The following is a 17,723-nucleotide window of genomic DNA, read 5'->3' on the forward strand; positions in this document are numbered from 1 at the left end:
ATCAGTTGCTCGTATCAGCTCGATCACTTCTTCGAGGGGGGCGGTCGTGCGCTGTGCGAGATACGTCGGTCGAGTCGGTGCGCTGGCCCTGGCGTTGGGAATCGGCACGGCGGTAGCCGCCCCGGCGGCTGCGGACACGTCGACGACCGAATCGTCAACGGAGACTGCCGCCGTCCGTCCGGCGAAGACTCCGTCGAAACCGCAGGTCGGCGATCGCGTCTTGTCACCCGATCCGGAACCGGAGCCGCGCGCCGCCGAGGATGTTGACTCGGAAGACCCGCGGGACGCCGAGGACCCGGAGGATTCCGCCGAGCCGTCGACGGACGACCTCGTCGACCTCGGTGACGAGGTGGACGACACTGACGCCGGCGAATCCGCGGATGCTGCGGCGGTGACGGTGGAACCGGCCGGCGACTCGGCTGAGCCGCCGGCGCGCCACGCACCGGAAGCGGCGATCCCCGAAACCGGTCCGGCCGATTCCGAACAGCACGCGAACCCGCCGGAGCTCGGTGACCCCGTGGACACCGTTGCGCCGCAGGACAATCCCGGCGCTTCCCTGGTGGTGCGCACCCTCGAAGCGCCCGCACCGGTGCCGTCGGTGCGGCAGCCCACGGGCCCGGTGGGGTTGGTTCTCGGTGCACCTCGCGCGCTGGCCGACATCGCGACACGGGCGCTCGCCATGCTGTTCAACCCTCCACCGAAGGCGCCCGGTGATCCGCCGCTGCTGCTCGCCGTGCTGGCGTTCGTCCGCCGCGAGATCCAACGGACCTTCTTCAACACCTCACCCACCGCGACTGCGGACACGGCGACCACGACGCAGGGCGTGCCGATCCGAATCGCGCTGCTGGGCAACGACACCGATCCGGATGCCGGTGATGTCCTGACGGTGACGGGCCATACGCAGCCCGCCCACGGGGTGGTGACGCTCAACGGCGACGGCACGGTGACCTACACCCCGACGGCGGGCTTCAACGGGGTCGACACCTTCAGCTACACGATCTCCGACGGCGCCAGTGCATGGCACGGCCACGGCCTGTTCGGCGTGCACACCGCGACCGCCACCGTGACGATCACGGTGCAGCCGGCCAACGGGGCGCCCACGGCGGTCGACGACAGCGCGACGACGAACGAGGACACGGCGCTGACACTGACCGCGGCGGCACTGGTGGCCAACGACCGTGACCCCCGGGGTGGCCCGTTGAGCATCGGTTCCGTCGGTGACGCGGTAAACGGGCGGGTCACGCTGAACTCCGACGGCTCGGTGACGTTCACCCCGAACCTGAACTACCACGGTGCGGCGTCGTTCACCTACCGCGTCCGCGACGCCGGCGGGACCCTCAGCGACAACACCGCCACGGTCGGCATCGTCGTCACCCCCGTCGACGACGTGGTCTTCCAGTTCTCCTACGGATCCGGGGCGCAGTACTGGACTCCGGAAGCCAAGGCCGCCCTGCAGGCCGCCGCGGCCCGCCTGGCGGAGAACATCGCGACCTCGTCGCAGGTGGTGATCACCTACGACGTCACCGCCGACGACATCCGCAGCGGCTACACCGCGTACGCGATCAGCCCGTGGGGAACCTGGCAGCCGGCAGGGTTCTGGAGCACCGTGGTGCGGGAGAAGATCCTGTCGCAGGGTCAACTCGACGCCAACGGCGCCGAGGCGGACGCGACACTGCATTTCAGTTTCGCCTGGAACTGGGAGTACGGGGACTCGGTCGGCTGGGACGAGATCGACTTCCAGGCCATCGCAACCCATGAGCTGCTCCACACTCTCGGCTTCGTGTCGAACGTGTCGTCGGCGGGGCTGAACACGAACAGGTACTGGTACACGTTCGACGAGTTCCTGGTGGACCGCAACGGAACCCCTGTGGTCGGCGCCGATTTCGCGTGGAACACCGCCTACGACCCGCACCTTTCGGGCGGCAACGGCGGGCTGTTCTTCGGTGGTGCGCACGCGGTCGCCGCCTACGGCGGGCTGGTCCCGCTGCAGGCCGGATCGCTCTCGCACCTCGACAGGGCCACGTTCACCGGTGCCGCAGCCGCTTATATGGGGGAGTTCGGGTACGGGCAGACCCTGCGCAGACTCAGCGCGGTCGAGATCGGCATCCTCGAAGACCTGGGTTACACCGTGGTGCCCGCCGGGGCCGCGGCACTGGTGCTGGTGTAGATCCTGGCGCGCTGTCGGCGCGCGCGGCCATCATGGGGAGATGACCCCGATCGGCAGCGTCGAGGACGCGGTGGCGGAAGTCGAAACCCTGGTGCGGCGCTGGCTGGACGAGGCGGCGGCAGAACCCGTCGCGCCGGCCGCGCGCCGGCTCGCCGACGTGCTGCAGGACCCCGGTGGCCTGGAGTTCACCGTCGGATTCGTCGACGGGGTGATCCGCCCCCACGACGCCCGCGTGGCCGCGGCGAACCTGCGCGCGCTCGCGCGCAACGCGCCCGGATTCCTGCCGCGGCACCTTCGCGTGCTGATCAAGCTCGGCGCGGCGCTGTCCGTCGTCGCGCCCGGCGTCGTCATCCCGATCGCCACCAGGGCGCTGCGCGAGATGGTCGGCCACCTGTTGGTCGACGCCACCGACGCGCGCCTCGGCCGCTCCATCGCCCGGATCCGCAACCGCGGCGTCAGCCTCAACATCAACCTGCTCGGCGAGGCCGTCCTGGGGCGCCGCGAGGCGCAGCGCCGCCTGACCGGCACCGAACAGCTGCTGAGGCGGCCCGACGTCGACTACGTGTCGATCAAGGTCTCGGCGACGGTACCGCCGCACTCACCGTGGTCGTTCGACGAGACCGTCGACCACATCGAAGAGAGCCTGCTGCCGCTGTTCACACAGGCCGCGACGGCGCCGACGCCGAAGTTCATCAACCTCGACATGGAGGAGTACCGCGACCTGGACCTGACGATCGCGGTGTTCACCCGGCTGCTGGACCGGACCGAACTGCACCACCTCGAGGCCGGCATCGTGCTCCAGGCGTACCTGCCCGACGCGCTGAGCGCGATGATGCGGCTGCAGGATTGGGCCCGCGCCCGCCGTGAGCGCGGCGGCGCCGGCATCAAGGTCCGCCTCGTCAAAGGCGCGAACCTGCCGATGGAGCACGTCGAGGCGTCGCTGCACTCCTGGCCTGTCGCGACGTGGCCGACCAAGCAGGACACCGACACCAACTACAAGAGGGTTCTGCACTACGCCCTGCAGCCCGACCGCGCCGCGAACGTGCGGATCGGCGTCGCCGGGCACAACCTGTTCGACATCGCGTACGCGTGGATCCTGGCGGGGCGGCAGGGAGTTCGCGACAGGGTGGAGTTCGAGATGCTACTCGGCATGGCCGAAGCCCAGGCCGAGGCGGTGCGCCGAACGGTGGGCGGCCTGCTGCTGTACGTGCCGGTGGTACACCCGAAGGATTTCGACGTCGCGATCGCCTACCTGGTGCGCCGCCTCGAAGAGGGCGCGAGCACAGAGAACTTCATGTCGGCGGTGTTCGAATTACACAGCGAACACCAGCTTTTCGCTCGGGAGCGGGACCGGTTCGCCGCCTCCCTGGCCGCCGTCGACGACGACGTCCCATTACCCAACCGCCGCCAGGACCGGCGCAGCGACGACCCGTCCGGCGCGGTGTGCCCGGCCGGTGCGTTCACGAACGTGCCCGACACCGACCCGTCGCTCCCCGGAAACCGGGTCTGGGCACGGGCGATCACGGACCGTATCGCGGCGTCGACGGCCGCACAGGACCTGGTGGACGAGACCACCGTCACCACCTCCGGCGCGCTGGAGGCGGTGATCGCCCGCGGTCTGGCCGCCGGCGAAAGCTGGGGGGCGCTGCCCGGTGCCGAGCGCGCCGCCGTGCTCCGGCGCGCCGCGGGCGTGTTGGAGGCTTGCCGGGCCACCCTGCTGGAGGTGATGGCGTCCGAGACGGGCAAGACGCTGGACCAGGGTGACCCCGAGGTCTCGGAGGCGATCGATTTCGCCAACTACTATGCGGCCCTTGCCGAGGAGCTCGACGACATCGACGGCGCGGTCGCCGAACCGGTCGGACTGACCGTGGTCACCCCGCCGTGGAACTTCCCGGTCGCGATTCCCGCCGGCTCCACGCTGGCGGCGCTCGCAGCCGGAAGCGCGGTGATCATCAAACCCGCCCCACAGGCCAAGCGGTGCGGGTCGGTGATGGTGCAGGCGCTGTGGGACGCCGGGATTCCGCGTGCCGCACTGCAACTGGTACACGTCGACGAAGGCGACCTGGGTGCCCGGCTGATCTCCGATCCCAGGGTGGGCCGGCTCGTGCTGACCGGCGCCTTCGACACCGCCGCGCTGTTCCGCCGACTGCGGCCCGACCTTCCGCTGCTCGCGGAGACCAGCGGCAAGAACGCGATCGTGATCACGCCGCACGCCGACATCGACCTCGCGGTGAAAGACCTGGTCTACTCGGCGTTCGGGCACGCCGGGCAGAAATGCTCGGCGGCGTCGCTGGCCATCATGGTCGGCTCGGTGGCACAGTCCAGGCGGTTCCGCGACCAGCTCGTCGATGCGGTGACGTCGCTGAAGGTCGGCTATCCGGCCGATCCCACCGTGCAGATGGGGCCGGTCGTCGAACCGGCGCAGGGGAAGTTGTTGCGTGCGCTGACCACACTGGCGCCGGGGGAGCAGTGGCTGGTGCAGCCCAGCAGGCTCGACGACACCGGGCGACTCTGGTCGCCCGGGGTCAAGACCGGGGTGCGGCGCGGTTCGGAGTACCACCTCACCGAATACTTCGGGCCGGTACTCGGCCTGATCGAGGCCGCCGATCTCGACGAGGCCGTCGCGATCCAGAACCAGGTCGACTACGGGCTGACGGCGGGGCTGCACACCCTCGACCGCGGCGAGATCGAGTACTGGCTGGAGCGGGTCGAAGCCGGCAATGCGTACGTCAACCGGTCCACGGTCGGCGCGATCGTGGGCCGCCAACCCTTCGGCGGATGGAAGAAGTCGGCGGTCGGCGCGGGAACCAAGGCCGGCGGCCCCAATTACCTGATCGGCCTCAGTGACTGGCGCAGCGCCGCCGCCACGCGAGTCGGACATCTCACTCCCGTTTTGAACGAGTTCCTTTCGGCAGCAACCCATCTGAATCTCACACCGGCCGAACTCGAATTCCTGGAGAGGTCCCTCAAATCCGATGCGGCCATGTGGGAGAAGGAGGTCGGGCGCACCCGCGACCTCGCGAACCTGTTGGCGGAGAAGAACGTCTTCCGGTACCGGCCGGTGCCGGTGACGGTGCGCGCCGAGGACGGCGAGCACGCATCCCTGCTGCGCGTGGTCGCTGCCGGTGTGCTGGCCGGCGCCCGGCTGACGGTGTCGACCCCGGCGCCGCTGGACGACGCGATCGCCGGGTTACTGAGCGCGCACGGCGTCTCCTGGCACGTTCACGACGCGCAGGCGTGGCGGAATCTGCTGCGGACCACCGCCCCCGGCCGGGTCCGGTTGCTCGGCGGGAGCCGTGAGGTGTTCGCCGACGCCTGCGACGGCCGAGCGGACATCGCGCTCTACGCGCAGCCGGTCGTCGAGGCCGGACGTGTCGAACTGCTGACCTTTCTGCGCGAACAAGCGATCTCGGTCACCGCCCACCGGTTCGGTTCACCGACCGCGCTTGTCGACGGATTGCTCGACGCGGCTCACGCCGGGTAGGCGGCCACCGGCATCACCACGGTGCCCTTGCACACCCCGTCGAGGATCTCGGTGCGCCACGTCCCGAACATGGAGCCGTCGGCGGTCGGTGCGTAGAACACCAGCGAGCGTGCCGCCGCGTACTCCCGGGGCAGTCCCTCACCGCGGAAGCACTCCCACTGCCAGTTGTAGTTGAACACCCACTGGCGGCCGTCCCAGGTGTAGCGGGACGGCTGCGGGATCGTCGGATTGGACGGCGCGGGCCCGTCGCCGGCGGTCGCCACACACGTGCCGACGCACGTCGTGCTGAACGTGTACTGCGCACTGAAGTCGGGTTCGGGCTGTCGGGTCGCAACGCTGGTGCCGATCTTCTGCGACGCGAACGTCACCACGGTGTACCGGCCACTCCAGTTCGGCGGCGCCGCCGTCGCGGCCGGCGCTGCGCAAACGGACGCCGCGGCAATGACAGTCGCGGCTGTCAACGCGTGACGCGCCCGTGCGGGTGACATGGTTCCTCGCAGTCGTTTTCCAGGTGTGGCCCTTGAAACGTAATTGGCCCTACCGTCAAGTTGCCGTATCGACACGACCCGTTCGGGCACGGTTGGATCACGGGTTGGTATCGGCGGCGCCGCGAATGACGTTCCGGCCGAACGGAGCTCGCGTAGGAGACGAAATTCAGTGCCCGTGTAGCCGCATCAGTGTCCACGCCGCCATCGTCTGGGCGTCGGTGATGACCCGCTCGCGCATCATCTGCTCGACCTCGGCGCGGCTGAACCAGGCGCTGCGCATGTCCTGTTCTTCGTGCTCGCGTTCGTGCGGGCCCTCGGTGATCCCGGTCGCGAGGAACACCCGGCCACGCTGACTGCTCATGCCCGGGGCGACGTCGAGCAACCCGATCTCGGTCAGTGACTCCGCGATCAACCCGGTCTCCTCCCGCAGTTCGCGGGCGGCCAACGCAGCGCCGTCGAGTTCGGCCCGGTCCGGCGCGGTGCCCTGCGGGAACTCCCATCGTCGCAGCCCGATCGGGTACCGGTACTGCTCCACCAGGTGAAAACGGTCACCGTCGCGGGGGATCACCAGCGCATACGTCGGCTTGTCGACCACCGCGTAGACGCCCGCGCTGCCGTCCGGTCGGCGGATGTCGTCCTCGCGGATCGTCAGCCAGGGGTTTCGGTAGATCTCGCGCGTCCCCACGGCCCGGATGTAATCCACACCCACCAGTATGACCAGCAGGCAGGGGTAGCCTCACATCCTGTGCTGTTGGCGTCTTTGAACCCTGCGGCCGTGGCCGCCGGGGCCGACCTCGGTGATGCGGTGCGCATCGACGGGGTGTCGTTGAGTCGGAGTGACCTCGTCGGGGCGGCGACCTCGGTCGCCGAGCGGGTCGCCGGGGCGTCCCGGGTCGCGATCCTCGCTCGTCCGACCGCGACGACGGTGCTGGCCGTCACCGGCTGCCTGATCGCCGGTGTGCCGTTCGTGCCGGTGCCCGCCGACGTCGGCGCGGCCGAGCGGCGGCATATGCTCACCGATTCGCGCGCCCAGGCCTGGCTCGGCGAACTGCCGGAGGACACCGACGGGCTGGCACACATCCCGGTGCGGATGCACGCGCGGTCGTGGCACCGCTACGCCGAACCGGCGCCGGACGCCCCGGCGATGATCATCTACACCTCGGGGACCACCGGTCTGCCCAAGGGCGTGGTGGTCAGCCGCCGCGCGGTGGCCGCCGACCTCGACATGCTGGCGCAAGCCTGGCAGTGGACCCCCGAGGACACGCTGGTGCATGGGCTGCCGATGTATCACGTGCACGGCCTCGTCCTGGGTCTGCTCGGATCTCTGCGGATCGGGAACCGGTTCGTGCACACCGGAAAACCGACACCGCAGGCGTACGCGCACGCGGTCACCGACCTCGGCGGCACCCTGCTGTTCGGGGTTCCGACGGTCTGGTCGCGCATCGTCGAGGACGGCGACGCCGCCCGCGCGCTGGCACCGGCCCGGCTGCTGGTGTCGGGCAGCGCGGCACTGCCGGTGCCGGTGTTCGACGGGTTGTCGGCGCTGAGCGGACATCAGGCGATCGAACGGTACGGCAGTACCGAAACGTTGATCACGCTGAGCACGCTGGTCACCGGCGAGCGCAGACCCGGCTGGGTCGGCGTCGCGCTTCCCGGGGTGCAGACGCGGCTGGTGGCCGACGACGGTGCGCCGGTGCCGCATGACGGTGAGTCGATCGGGCAGTTGCACGTGCAGAGCCCGACGCTGTTCGACGGTTACCTCAACCGGCCGGATGCGACCGCGGAAGTGCTCGGCGACGACGGCTGGTACCACACCGGTGACGTCGCCGCGATCGACGCCGACGGGATGCACCGCATCGTCGGGCGCGCATCGGTCGACCTGATCAAGAGCGGCGGGTTCCGCATCGGGGCAGGCGAGATCGAGACGGTGCTGCTGGGCCACGACGGCGTCCGGGAGGCCGCGGTGATCGGGGCGCCCGACGAGGACCTCGGCCAGCGCATCGTCGCGTTCGTGGTCGGCGACGCGAACCCGGACGAGCTGATCGCGTATGTCGGCCAGCAGCTTTCGGCCCACAAGCGGCCCCGCGAGGTTCGCCTCGTCGACAGCCTGCCCCGCAACGCGATGGGTAAGGTGCTGAAGAAGGAACTGGCGCAATGGCTTTGAGATTCAGCGACCTGTGCATCGACGCCAATGACGTGCAGAAGCTCGCGGCGTGGTGGGCGCAGGTGCTCGGCTGGCCCGCCGAGGACGCCGGTGACGGGGACGTCGTGCTGCGCGCCCCCGCCGGCGCACCGGACTGGCTGTTCCTGCCGGTGCCCGAGGGGAAGACGGTCAAGAACCGCATCCACATGGACCTGACCCCGGACGATCAGCAGGCCGAGGTCGAGCGCGTGATCGGTCTCGGGGCGCGGCGGGTATACATCGGCCAGGGCGACCAGACCTGGGTCGTACTCGCCGACCCCGAAGGCAACGAATTCTGCATCCTGGCAGCGCCCGGGTGACGTCGGCACCGCGAGCGCGCGTGTCTGCCCGCCGCCGCGCCGCCTCTCCTGGCGTCACGCGCACGCTCGTCGCCCTCGGCGGTGCGCTCGCCACCATCCTGATGCCGGCCTGCGGCCGTGCGCCCGAGGTCATGCTCGTGCAGACCAGCATCGTCGTCCCGCCCGCGCCGACCCCGCCCGTCGCCGCCGGTGACACCCTGACCATCGGCACCGCGGCGGTGGACACCACCGGCGGCTGGCTACCTGACGGCGTCCTGCTGTCTCCGTTCGACGCAGCCAATCCGATTCTGTCGCAGCTGGATCCGTCGCTGCTGAGTGCGGTCCAGGAAGCCGCCCGGGCCGCTGAAGCCGAAGGTGTCGAGATGTCGGTGGCCTCCGGCTGGCGTTCGCAAGGCTTCCAGCAGCGACTGTTCGACGACGCGATCGCGACCTACGGCAGCGTCGAGGTCGCCGCGCAGTTCGTCGCGACGCCGGAGGTCTCCAAGCATGTGACCGGGCAGGCAGTCGACATCGGCCCGCCCGAAGCCGACCGGTGGCTCATCGCCAACGGCAACCGGTTCGGGCTGTGCCAGATCTACGCCAACGAGATCTGGCACTTCGAGCGCGCCGCCGACGCCCAGGGCAACTGCCCGCCGCTGAGGCCGAACGCCGCGGGCTGACCGCCGGTGGCGTCAGCCGATGCGCCGCCGTCAGCCGCCCGCGCCGCCGTCGCCGTCAGCCGCCCGCGCCGCCGTCGCCGCCGGCCCCGCCCCCTCCGCCGGTGCGGCCGGTAGCCGACTTCCCGGACTGACCCGACTTGCCTGCGCCGCCCGAGGTGCCCGCGCCGCTGGTGCCGCCGGTGCCGCCGTTGCCACCGGCGCCGCCGCGGCCGCCGGTCCCGTCATCGCCGGTCTTCCCGCTGGCGCCGGACCTGCCGAACAGGCCCTTCGCGCCGGCGCGCCCCGGGTCGCCGCCGGCGCCCCCGTCACCGCCGCGGCCACCGACGCCGCCGGCACCGCCGGCACCGCCTGCCCCGACGACGCCAGGTGAGTGGACGGTGCCGCCCGCTCCGCCGTCGCCTCCCGTACCGCCGTTCGCGCCGTCACCACCGGCGCCGCCGGTACCGCCGTCGCCGCCCTTGCCGCCCTTGCCTCCGAACAGGCCGCCGCGACCACCCGCGCCGCCTGCCCCACCCTTGCTGCCGTTCCCGCCGTCGGCGCCCGCCCCGCCGGTGCCGCCGGTGCCGCCGTCGCCGCCGATGGCGGAACCGCCCCAGGCGGATCCGCCCGCGCCGCCCTGGCCTCCGGACGCCCCGCTGCTGCCGGCCCCGCCGTTGCCGCCGTTTCCGCCCGTCGCCACCCCGTTGGCGGCGAACGCGACGCCGCCGAGCCCGCCGGCACCGCCGTAGCCACCCAGGGCGCCGTCACCGCCGTTGCCGCCGGCTCCGCCGGTGGCGCTTCCGTCGAAGCTGTTCGCCCAGCCGCCGTTGCCGCCCGCGCCGCCGTTCGGCACGTCGACGCAGCACAGCGCGCCGATCGGATAACGACCGCCGTCGCCGCCGTCCCCTCCGTCACCGGCGACGATGTCGCCGTAACCGAGATAGGGGCCCGCGCCGGCGCCGGCCTGGGCGGTCACGCCGCCGGGGACCGGGTTGACCCCCGCCGAACCGGCGACGCCGGGCGCCCCGTTACCGCCCGCGCCGCCATTGCCCCACAGGGTCCCGCCGTTGCCGCCCGCCCCGCCGTTCTGACCGGGCGCGGTACCGTCGCCGCCGCGCCCGCCGTTGCCGAAGAGGCCGGCACTGCCGCCGCGGCCGCCGTTGGCGCCGTTGCCGCCGTTACCCCAGATGATGCCGCCGTCTCGTCCGTTGCAGGCGTTCCCGACGCAGTCGGCCGGGGCATCGGCGCCGTTGCCGAACAGCGGGCGGAACGGTGGGTATCCGGCCGCGGCCTGGGCGGACGCCGGGGCCGCAGACCGGTCGGCGTTGTGGGACGCGGTGGTCGCGCACGACTCGGTGAGCGGCAGACAGTCGGCGTAGGGGGCGGCCGGCAGCGACGATCGCGGCGTCGCGGCCGCGTCGGGTGCGAGCACCAGTGACGCACCGATCGCTGTTCCGGCCAGCCCGGCCGCAACGACCAGACTGGCGAAGAGCGGTGATTTCGCTGATACCTCGACGGCGATGGACACGCTGGAGATCCCTTCTCGAAAGCCGGTGAGGCTGGGAGGCGCTGGTCGACTACCTGGCTTCAAGATCGTCGCGCCAGAGCATAATTTGCGGATGCGTAGAAAACCAAAATGCTGGCAACGTCAAAGACTTCTGCGGGGCACGCAGGGTGTCACCTCGAACACGCGCGCGCTTGACCGAAAGGGGCGCTACCAGCAAATTTCGCGTCCGGCCGGTCGGGCGGTGAGGTGGCGCTCGACGGCGCCGAGAGCGCGCCGCGCGCCACGTATCGTGGCGCGCCGGCGCGCAGACCCGCGCGCTCGCGCGGCGAAGAGGGTGGCGAGGAGGGTGGCTAAGCCACGTCAGTTTGCGTGCAGGGCCTCGTTGAGGGTGATTCCCGTGCCGTCGCGCTTGACGACCTCGACGGCGCCGGTCACGGAGTTGCGGCGGAACAGCAGATTGGCGGCACCGGAGAGCTCGCGGGCCTTGACGGTCTGCCCGTCAGAGGTGGTCACCTTGGTCCCGGCTGTCACGTACAGCCCGGCCTCGACCACGCAGTCGTCACCGAGCGAGATGCCCAGGCCCGCGTTCGCGCCGAGCAGGCACCGCTTACCGACCGAGATGACCTGCGTGCCGCCGCCCGACAGCGTGCCCATGATGGACGCGCCGCCGCCGACGTCGGAGCCGTCGTCGACGACGACGCCCGCCGAGATGCGGCCCTCGACCATCGAGCTGCCCAGCGTGCCCGCGTTGAAGTTCACGAACCCCTCGTGCATGACGGTGGTGCCCGCTGCCAGGTGTGCGCCGAGGCGCACCCGGTCAGCATCGGCGATCCGCACCCCGGACGGCAGCACGTAGTCGACCATCCGCGGGAACTTGTCGACCCCGTGCACCGTGACCGGACCCCGGCGGCGCAGCCGCGCACGCACTCTCTCGAAGCCCTCGATCGCGCACGGTCCGTGGCTGGTCCACACCACGTTGGTCAGCAGCCCGAAGAACCCGTCGGCGTTGAGCCCGTGCGGCGCCACCAGCCGATGCGACAGCAGGTGCAGACGCAGGTAGACGTCGTACGCGTCGACGGCCTTGTCCTGCAGCGACGCGATGGTGGTCCGCACCAGCACGACCTCGACGTCGCGGTCCTCGTCGCGTCCCACCAGCGCGGCCAGTTCGGCGGGCGCCTCTGCGACCGACAACCGCACCGTTCCCGACGGCCCGTCCGCCGTCAGTTCGGGGGAGGGGAACCAGGTATCGAGAACGGATCCGTCGGCCGCGATCGTCGCGACGCCGACGCCAGAAGCTGCAGTCACGATGCAACAGGCTACCGCGCGCCCCGACCGGCTAACGTGGGTAGTTGTGCTGGACTTACACGCCGACCCGGTCGCCCTGACGGCGGCGCTGGTCGACATCCCCAGCGAGTCGCGCCACGAGTCCCGCATCGCCGACGAGATCGAACGCGCGCTGCGCGAGCAGACCACCGGCTTCGACATCATCCGCAGCGGGGACGCGGTGCTGGCCCGAACCGACTACGGCCGGCCGTCGCGGGTGCTGCTCGCCGGGCATATCGACACCGTTCCGGCCGCCGACAACCTGCCGAGCCGGATGCACGACGGGCTGCTGTACGGCTGCGGCACCTCGGATATGAAATCCGGCGACGCGGTATTCCTGCACCTGGCGGCGACCGTCGCCGATCCCGCACACGACATCACGCTCGTCATGTACGACTGCGAGGAGATCGAGGCCACGGCCAACGGGCTCGGCCGCATCGAGCGGGAGCTGCCCGAATGGCTCGCCGCCGACGTCGCGATCCTCGGCGAACCGTCCGGCGGCCTCATCGAGGCCGGCTGTCAGGGCACCCTGCGCGTCGTCGTCCGCGCCGCGGGCACCCGCGCGCACTCGGCCCGGTCCTGGTTGGGCGACAACGCGATTCACAAGCTCGGCGAGGTGCTGGCCCGGCTGAAGGCATATCGGGCCCGCAGCGTCGAGATCGACGGCTGCACCTACCGTGAGGGATTGTCGGCGGTGCGTATCGACGGCGGCATCGCCGGCAACGTGATTCCCGACGCCGCGAGCGTGACCGTCAACTTCCGCTTCGCGCCGGACCGCAGCGTCGAGCAGGCCCACGCGCACGTCCGCGAGGTGTTCGACGGCCTCGACGTCACCATCGAACTCACCGATTCCGCCGCAGGCGCTCTGCCCGGTCTGGCCAAGCCCGCGGCCGCTGCGCTGGTGCAGGCGGCCGGCGGGCAGGTGCGGGCCAAGTACGGCTGGACCGACGTGTCCCGCTTCGCCGCGCTGGGCATCCCCGCGGTGAACTACGGCCCGGGAGACCCGAATATGGCGCACCGCGTCGACGAACACGTCGAGGTCGCGCAGATCACCGCGGTGACCGAGATGCTGCGGCGCTATTTAATCGCTTGACCGCGCCGATAACCTGAAATACATGCTGTCGCTCTAGAGGATTCCGGTTTCTGTCCGCCCCTCACCGAGAGCTTCCGCATGCCGTCGATCATCTGCACGCATCTGTCCTTCTCCTTCGACGCCGGTCCCGCGACGACCACGCTGTTCAGCGATCTGTCGTTCACCCTCGGCGCCGGCCGCACCGGCCTGGTGGCCCCCAACGGCGCGGGCAAGAGCACTCTGTTGCGCCTGATCGCCGGTGAACTGCGGCCCACCTCGGGCACCGTCGGCACCGACGGCGTGGTCGGCTACCTGTCGCAGACCCTTCCGCTGCTCGACGACCGCCGGGTCGCCGAGGTCCTCGGCGTCGCGCCGGTGCTCGACGCGCTGTCCGCTTTGGCAGCAGGCGATTCCGGCGACGCGGTGTTCGCCACCATCGGCGACGACTGGGACCTCGAGGAACGCACCCGGGCCCAGCTCGACCGGCTGGGCCTGGGCCACATCGAGCTCGACCGCTCGCTGCGCTCACTGTCCGGCGGAGAGGCGGTCACCCTCGGGCTGGCCCGCGAACTGCTGCGCCGCCCGGATGTGCTTCTGCTCGACGAGCCCACCAACAACCTCGACGCGGATGCGCGGCAGCGGCTCTACGATGCGCTCGACGATTTCCGTGGGTGTCTGCTCGTCGTCAGCCATGACCGCATGCTGCTCGACCGGATGGACCGGATCGCCGAGCTCTACCGCGGCGAATTGCGGCTCTACGGAGGTGATTTCACCGCCTACGCCGAAGCAGTGCAGGAATCCCAGCGTGCGGCCCAGGATGCCTTCCGTTCCGCCGAGCAGGCCGTCAAACGCGAGAAACGGCAACGCCAGGAAGCCCGTGAACGGCAAGAACGGCGATCGGCGGCGGCGAAACGCACCATCGGGGACGCCGGGTTGCCGAAGATCGTCGCCGGCGCCAGGAAACGCCGTGCCCAGCAGACCGCGGGCCGCACCGACGACGTGCACGCCCGGCGCCTCGACGACGCAGTGGGCCGCCTCGCCGACGCGGAGCGGGCGGTGCGTGACGACGACACGCTGGTCCTCGACCTGCCCGACACCGTCGTCCCGGCCGGACGCACGGTGTTGGACGCCAACGGGATACGGGTGTGCGTCGGGGGTCGAGAGGTGCTCACCGATGTCAGCGTGTCGGTGCGAGGGCCGGAACGGATCGCGCTGACGGGGCCGAACGGCGCGGGCAAGACAACGCTGCTGCGGGTGCTGCTCGGGGAGTTGCCGCCCGATGCCGGCACCGTCGCGACGGCCCGTGGCCGGGTGGCCTACCTGTCGCAGCGCCTGGACCTGCTCGACGACGAGCGCAGCGTCGCCGACAACCTCGCGGCGTCCGCCCCGAGTCTGTCGCTGACCCGGCGGCGGCATCTGTTGGCGCAGTTCCTGTTCCGTGGCGACGCCGTCGACCTGCCCGTGTGCGCGCTGTCCGGCGGGGAACGGCTGCGCGCGACGCTGGCCTGTGTGCTGTTCGCCGAACCCGCACCGCACCTGCTCCTGCTCGACGAGCCGACGAACAACCTCGACCTCGTCAGTGCCGAGCATCTGCGGCACGCGTTGAGCGGCTACCGCGGGGCCTTCATCGTGGTCAGCCACGACGCGGCGTTCCTGGACGCCGTCGGTGTGGATCGTGTGCTGCGCCTGCAGGACGGCCGGCTGACCGAGCGCACCTAAAGCGCCGGGCGAGTCGGCGCGGGCCGCGGTGCGACGGGCGTAACCGGTGCGGCCTGCCCCGGTGGCGCCGTCGCAGGCTCCCGCTCGTCGGTGTCATCGCGCGCGGCTTCGTCGGTGTCGTCACGAGCGGGCTCGCCGGTGTCCTCGGCTTCGGGCGTCTCGACCGCTTCGGCTGACGACGGCGCCTTGTCGGCGAGACCCGTTGTTCCGGAACCGGTTTCCTCTGGTACTCCCGTCTGGGCGAGTCCGGACGCCAGTTGCGCGGGCAGCGTGAGCAGGGCGGGGGCCAACGCCGCCAACGGCGCGGCGAGCTGCTGGCCCAGCGCCCCGAGCTGGCCCAGCTGGCCGACGGCCTGTCCCAGCGCATCGGCGCCGGGTGGGCCGGGTGCGGCCGTCGCGGCGGCAACTTCCGGGGCCGACGTCATCCGGTCGGCAGCCGCACTGATCGCGTCGCCGCCACGCTCGTCGCCGCGTTCGTAGGCCAGCGCGGCCTGGTGCAGCAGTTCGGCGATCGTCTCGCCGGCGGTTTGGGCGCCGGCCACCGAACGGGACCGCCGGCCCAACGTGCCGGCCAGCGCGGTGTCGACGGCGGCGGCGATCGGTCCGTGCGACGCGGCCAGCGGAGCGGAACCGGGCGCGGACGCACCCAGCGCGCCGAGCCCGGTGGCCACCCCGGCGTGGACGTCGGCGAGTGATCGCAGGCCGTGCGGGTCCACCGAAAGGGGCTCGGTCATCGTCACCTCCGGAATCGTCGGTGTGTCGATCCTATGAGCGGAGAACAGGACCCCAGCGCACCAAAAGGCGCTCCAGGAGTGGCTACCTCAGCGCCGCCCGCGCGAACGCGCAGTCGAGGGCGCGGCACAACCGGGCCAGCGTCTCGGCGGCCCGCGGATCGCCCAGCTGCACCCCGTCGCGTGCCGCGCGCAGCGCGACCGCCCGCTGGCCGCCGCGCTCGGCGGCCTTCACGGCGTCACGCGCCGCCGCGACCGCGCCGTGCTCGTCGCCTCGCGCCGACATCGTCCAGGCCCGGGCCAGCGCCAGCTCGGGGGCGAACAGCATCGACTTGAGGCCGTGCTTGGACTCCGCGCGCGACAACGCCTTTCCGGCCTCGACCGTCTGGCCGAGCCGGCCCAGCGCCTGGGCGAGCAGCATCCAGGCCAGCGGTCCCCATGAGTATCCGGTCGGTGCGAGCGTCGCCGCAGCGTTGCGAAGCAGCGGTACCGCCTCGGCGTGCTCACCGGAGGCGATCAGCACATCGGCGGTGAGCACTTCGCCGATCGCCCGGCCCGGCTGACGCCGCTGCGCGAGGTCGGTCAGCCGCCGCGCCAGCTCAAGGGCACGGTCGGTGTCGCCGGTCATCATCAGCGCCGTGGTCTGGCCGAAGCCACTGGTGAACCGCAGCAGGCCGGGCTGGCCGGCCGACAGTGCGCGCTCGGCGAGCGCGTCGACGTCGGCGAACCGGCCCATCCGCGCCGAACTCAACGCCGCCGCCGAGGCCGCCCACCCGACGGCGGTGTCGTCGGCGTGTTGGGACGTCAGCACTTCGTCGGCGAGTTCTGATGCGCGCCCGAGGTTTCCGGCGTTCATCGTGAACGTCGCAGACAGCGCGTCGAGTGTGATCCGCGCCGACGGCGATGTCACCTTGCCCCGTGTCGTGCGCAGGAACGCCGTGGCGCGTTCGGGTTGGGACAGCATCCAGAACTGGTTGGCCGCGGTCGGCAGCGCCCACGCCAGCAGCTCGTCCTCGGTCAGTGCCGCCGGGTCGATCTCGGCGAGGATCTCGTCGGCCTCGCGGCCGCGGCCCTGCCAGGCCAGTGCATACCCGACGGTCAACCGGGCGTCGAGCTGCGGCGACTGGGTCAGCGCGGCCCGGCCGAGCCGTTCGCCCAGATCGAGATCGCCGAGCCGCAGCGCCTCCCGCGCCGCCGCGCACAGCTCGGTAGCGGTCAGGGCGCGGTCGCTGCCGATCGCCAGGAACGCCGTCCGCAGCCGTGACACCACGCCCCGGCCGGGCCCGGACGTGCGCTCGACCACCGCGGTGCGCAGCCGGCGGAGATCCGGGCCGCCGAGCGCGGTGCGGACCGCGTCGAGCAGCAGCGGGTGCGCGGGGCGAAGTTCACCGCCGACGACGGATACGGCGCCGCACTCCAGCGCCGCGTCGACCGCGTCGGCCCCGGCCAGCGTGTCGGCGTCGCTGCGCGGCAACGGATCCGACACCGTCAGGAACTCCAGCACGGTGCGTGCCGGGGCCGGCAGGGTCGCGACGAACTCGTCGGCCTGCGCGAGCAGCCGGGTGTCGTCGTGCCCCGGCGGCCGCACGTCGACGCGGGCCACCAGGCCGTCGCGCCACAGTGTGCTGACCTCGGCGGGTACCGGCGCATCGTCGGTCGTCGCGGTGAGCAGCAGCCGCGCCGTCCCCTCGACCGCCAGCTGATGGACCAGCGCACTCGACAGCGGGTCCAGCAGGTGTGCGTCGTCGACGATCACCAACCGCCCGTCGCCGAGCTGCTCGGCGGCCGCACGTGAGACCGCCGTGGCCGACCCTGTCTCCGGGACCTCGACGAGCCGTTCGAATGCGCCGAACGGCACAGGCTGGCGGGCCGTCGTCGCGAACACCCAGTCCACGCGCGGGAACTCGGCGGCCAGCCGGTCGGCGACGGTACGTGCCAACGTCGTCTTCCCGACCCCGGACGGGCCGATCAGCACCGCGCCCGCGCGGGTCCGCACACCGAGTTCGAGCTGGTCGAGCGCCGGATCGGCGGGCGCGATCACCCATCCGAGAGGCAGAGGCGAAGGCACAAGCCGGAGTCTATGTGGCTAGGT

Annotated in this window: 13 protein-coding genes; 7 read left to right on the top strand and 6 right to left on the bottom strand. The window is 71.5% G+C overall.

Translation table 11 applies throughout. From position 1 onward, the window contains the following. Positions 1 to 220: 220 nt before the first annotated feature. Both NTM_RS14090 and NTM_RS14095 read left to right on the top strand, forming a co-directional pair. Positions 221 to 2,167, top strand: a complete 1,947-nt coding sequence (locus NTM_RS14090; protein ID WP_163766648.1) for an Ig-like domain-containing protein — start codon at positions 221 to 223, stop codon at positions 2,165 to 2,167. A gap of 40 nt (positions 2,168 to 2,207) precedes the next feature. Next, positions 2,208 to 5,651 carry a bifunctional proline dehydrogenase/L-glutamate gamma-semialdehyde dehydrogenase gene (locus NTM_RS14095; RefSeq protein WP_163766649.1) on the top strand — a complete coding sequence of 1,148 codons (3,444 nt, stop codon included), beginning with the start codon at positions 2,208 to 2,210 and terminating at the stop codon, positions 5,649 to 5,651. Here NTM_RS14095 and NTM_RS14100 read toward each other — a convergent pair. Continuing rightward, positions 5,639 to 6,139, bottom strand: coding sequence for an Rv2253 family sensor-like surface protein (locus NTM_RS14100; RefSeq protein ID WP_163766650.1), 501 nt, complete (start codon positions 6,137 to 6,139; stop codon positions 5,639 to 5,641). The genes NTM_RS14095 and NTM_RS14100 overlap by 13 nt on opposite strands. 166 nt (positions 6,140 to 6,305) lie before the next feature. After that, positions 6,306 to 6,842, bottom strand: coding sequence for an NUDIX domain-containing protein (locus NTM_RS14105; RefSeq protein WP_104863924.1), 537 nt, complete (start codon positions 6,840 to 6,842; stop codon positions 6,306 to 6,308). 42 nt (positions 6,843 to 6,884) lie between these two features. On the opposite strand from NTM_RS14105, the gene NTM_RS14110 reads away from it, so the two are divergent. From NTM_RS14110 to NTM_RS14120, 3 genes are all read left to right on the top strand, one after another. Continuing rightward, entirely contained in the window at positions 6,885 to 8,303 is a 1,419-nt protein-coding gene (locus tag NTM_RS14110) for an acyl-CoA synthetase (RefSeq protein ID WP_163766651.1), read from the top strand. Continuing rightward, complete coding sequence (locus tag NTM_RS14115; RefSeq protein ID WP_163766652.1) at positions 8,294 to 8,641, top strand: VOC family protein; 348 nt, start codon at positions 8,294 to 8,296, stop codon at positions 8,639 to 8,641. Before NTM_RS14110 ends, NTM_RS14115 begins: the two co-directional genes overlap by 10 nt. Before the next feature lie 101 nt (positions 8,642 to 8,742). Then, positions 8,743 to 9,300, top strand: a complete 558-nt coding sequence (locus NTM_RS14120; protein WP_163769486.1) for a M15 family metallopeptidase — start codon at positions 8,743 to 8,745, stop codon at positions 9,298 to 9,300. Between the two features lie 55 nt (positions 9,301 to 9,355). On the opposite strand, the gene NTM_RS29010 is transcribed toward NTM_RS14120, so the two are convergent. Both NTM_RS29010 and dapD read right to left on the bottom strand, forming a co-directional pair. Next, on the bottom strand, positions 9,356 to 10,807 hold the full coding sequence (locus tag NTM_RS29010) for a hypothetical protein (RefSeq protein WP_163764962.1): 1,452 nt from the start codon (positions 10,805 to 10,807) through the stop codon (positions 9,356 to 9,358). A 339-nt stretch (positions 10,808 to 11,146) separates the two neighbouring features. Then, on the bottom strand, positions 11,147 to 12,091 hold the full coding sequence (gene dapD, locus NTM_RS14130; RefSeq protein ID WP_104865101.1) for a 2,3,4,5-tetrahydropyridine-2,6-dicarboxylate N-succinyltransferase: 945 nt from the start codon (positions 12,089 to 12,091) through the stop codon (positions 11,147 to 11,149). Between the two features lie 46 nt (positions 12,092 to 12,137). Here dapD and dapE point away from each other — a divergent pair, with 46 nt between their 5' ends. Then, a complete protein-coding gene (gene dapE, locus NTM_RS14135; RefSeq protein ID WP_104865100.1) occupies positions 12,138 to 13,202 on the top strand; it encodes a succinyl-diaminopimelate desuccinylase in 1,065 nt (354 codons plus the stop codon). Between the two features lie 78 nt (positions 13,203 to 13,280). Next, positions 13,281 to 14,900 (top strand): ABC-F family ATP-binding cassette domain-containing protein, encoded by a 1,620-nt coding sequence (locus NTM_RS14140; protein ID WP_163766653.1) that lies wholly within the window; start codon positions 13,281 to 13,283, stop codon positions 14,898 to 14,900. Here NTM_RS14140 and NTM_RS14145 read toward each other — a convergent pair. After that, positions 14,897 to 15,634, bottom strand: a complete 738-nt coding sequence (locus NTM_RS14145) for an ESX-1 secretion-associated protein (protein WP_163766654.1) — start codon at positions 15,632 to 15,634, stop codon at positions 14,897 to 14,899. The two genes, NTM_RS14140 and NTM_RS14145, sit on opposite strands and share 4 nt — an antisense overlap. An 82-nt stretch (positions 15,635 to 15,716) precedes the next feature. After that, positions 15,717 to 17,699, bottom strand: coding sequence for an AAA family ATPase (locus NTM_RS14150; RefSeq protein ID WP_435405095.1), 1,983 nt, complete (start codon positions 17,697 to 17,699; stop codon positions 15,717 to 15,719). Positions 17,700 to 17,723: the final 24 nt, after the last annotated feature.

The sequence above is a fragment of the Mycolicibacterium parafortuitum genome (assembly GCF_010725485.1).
GTDB lineage: Bacteria > Actinomycetota > Actinomycetes > Mycobacteriales > Mycobacteriaceae > Mycobacterium.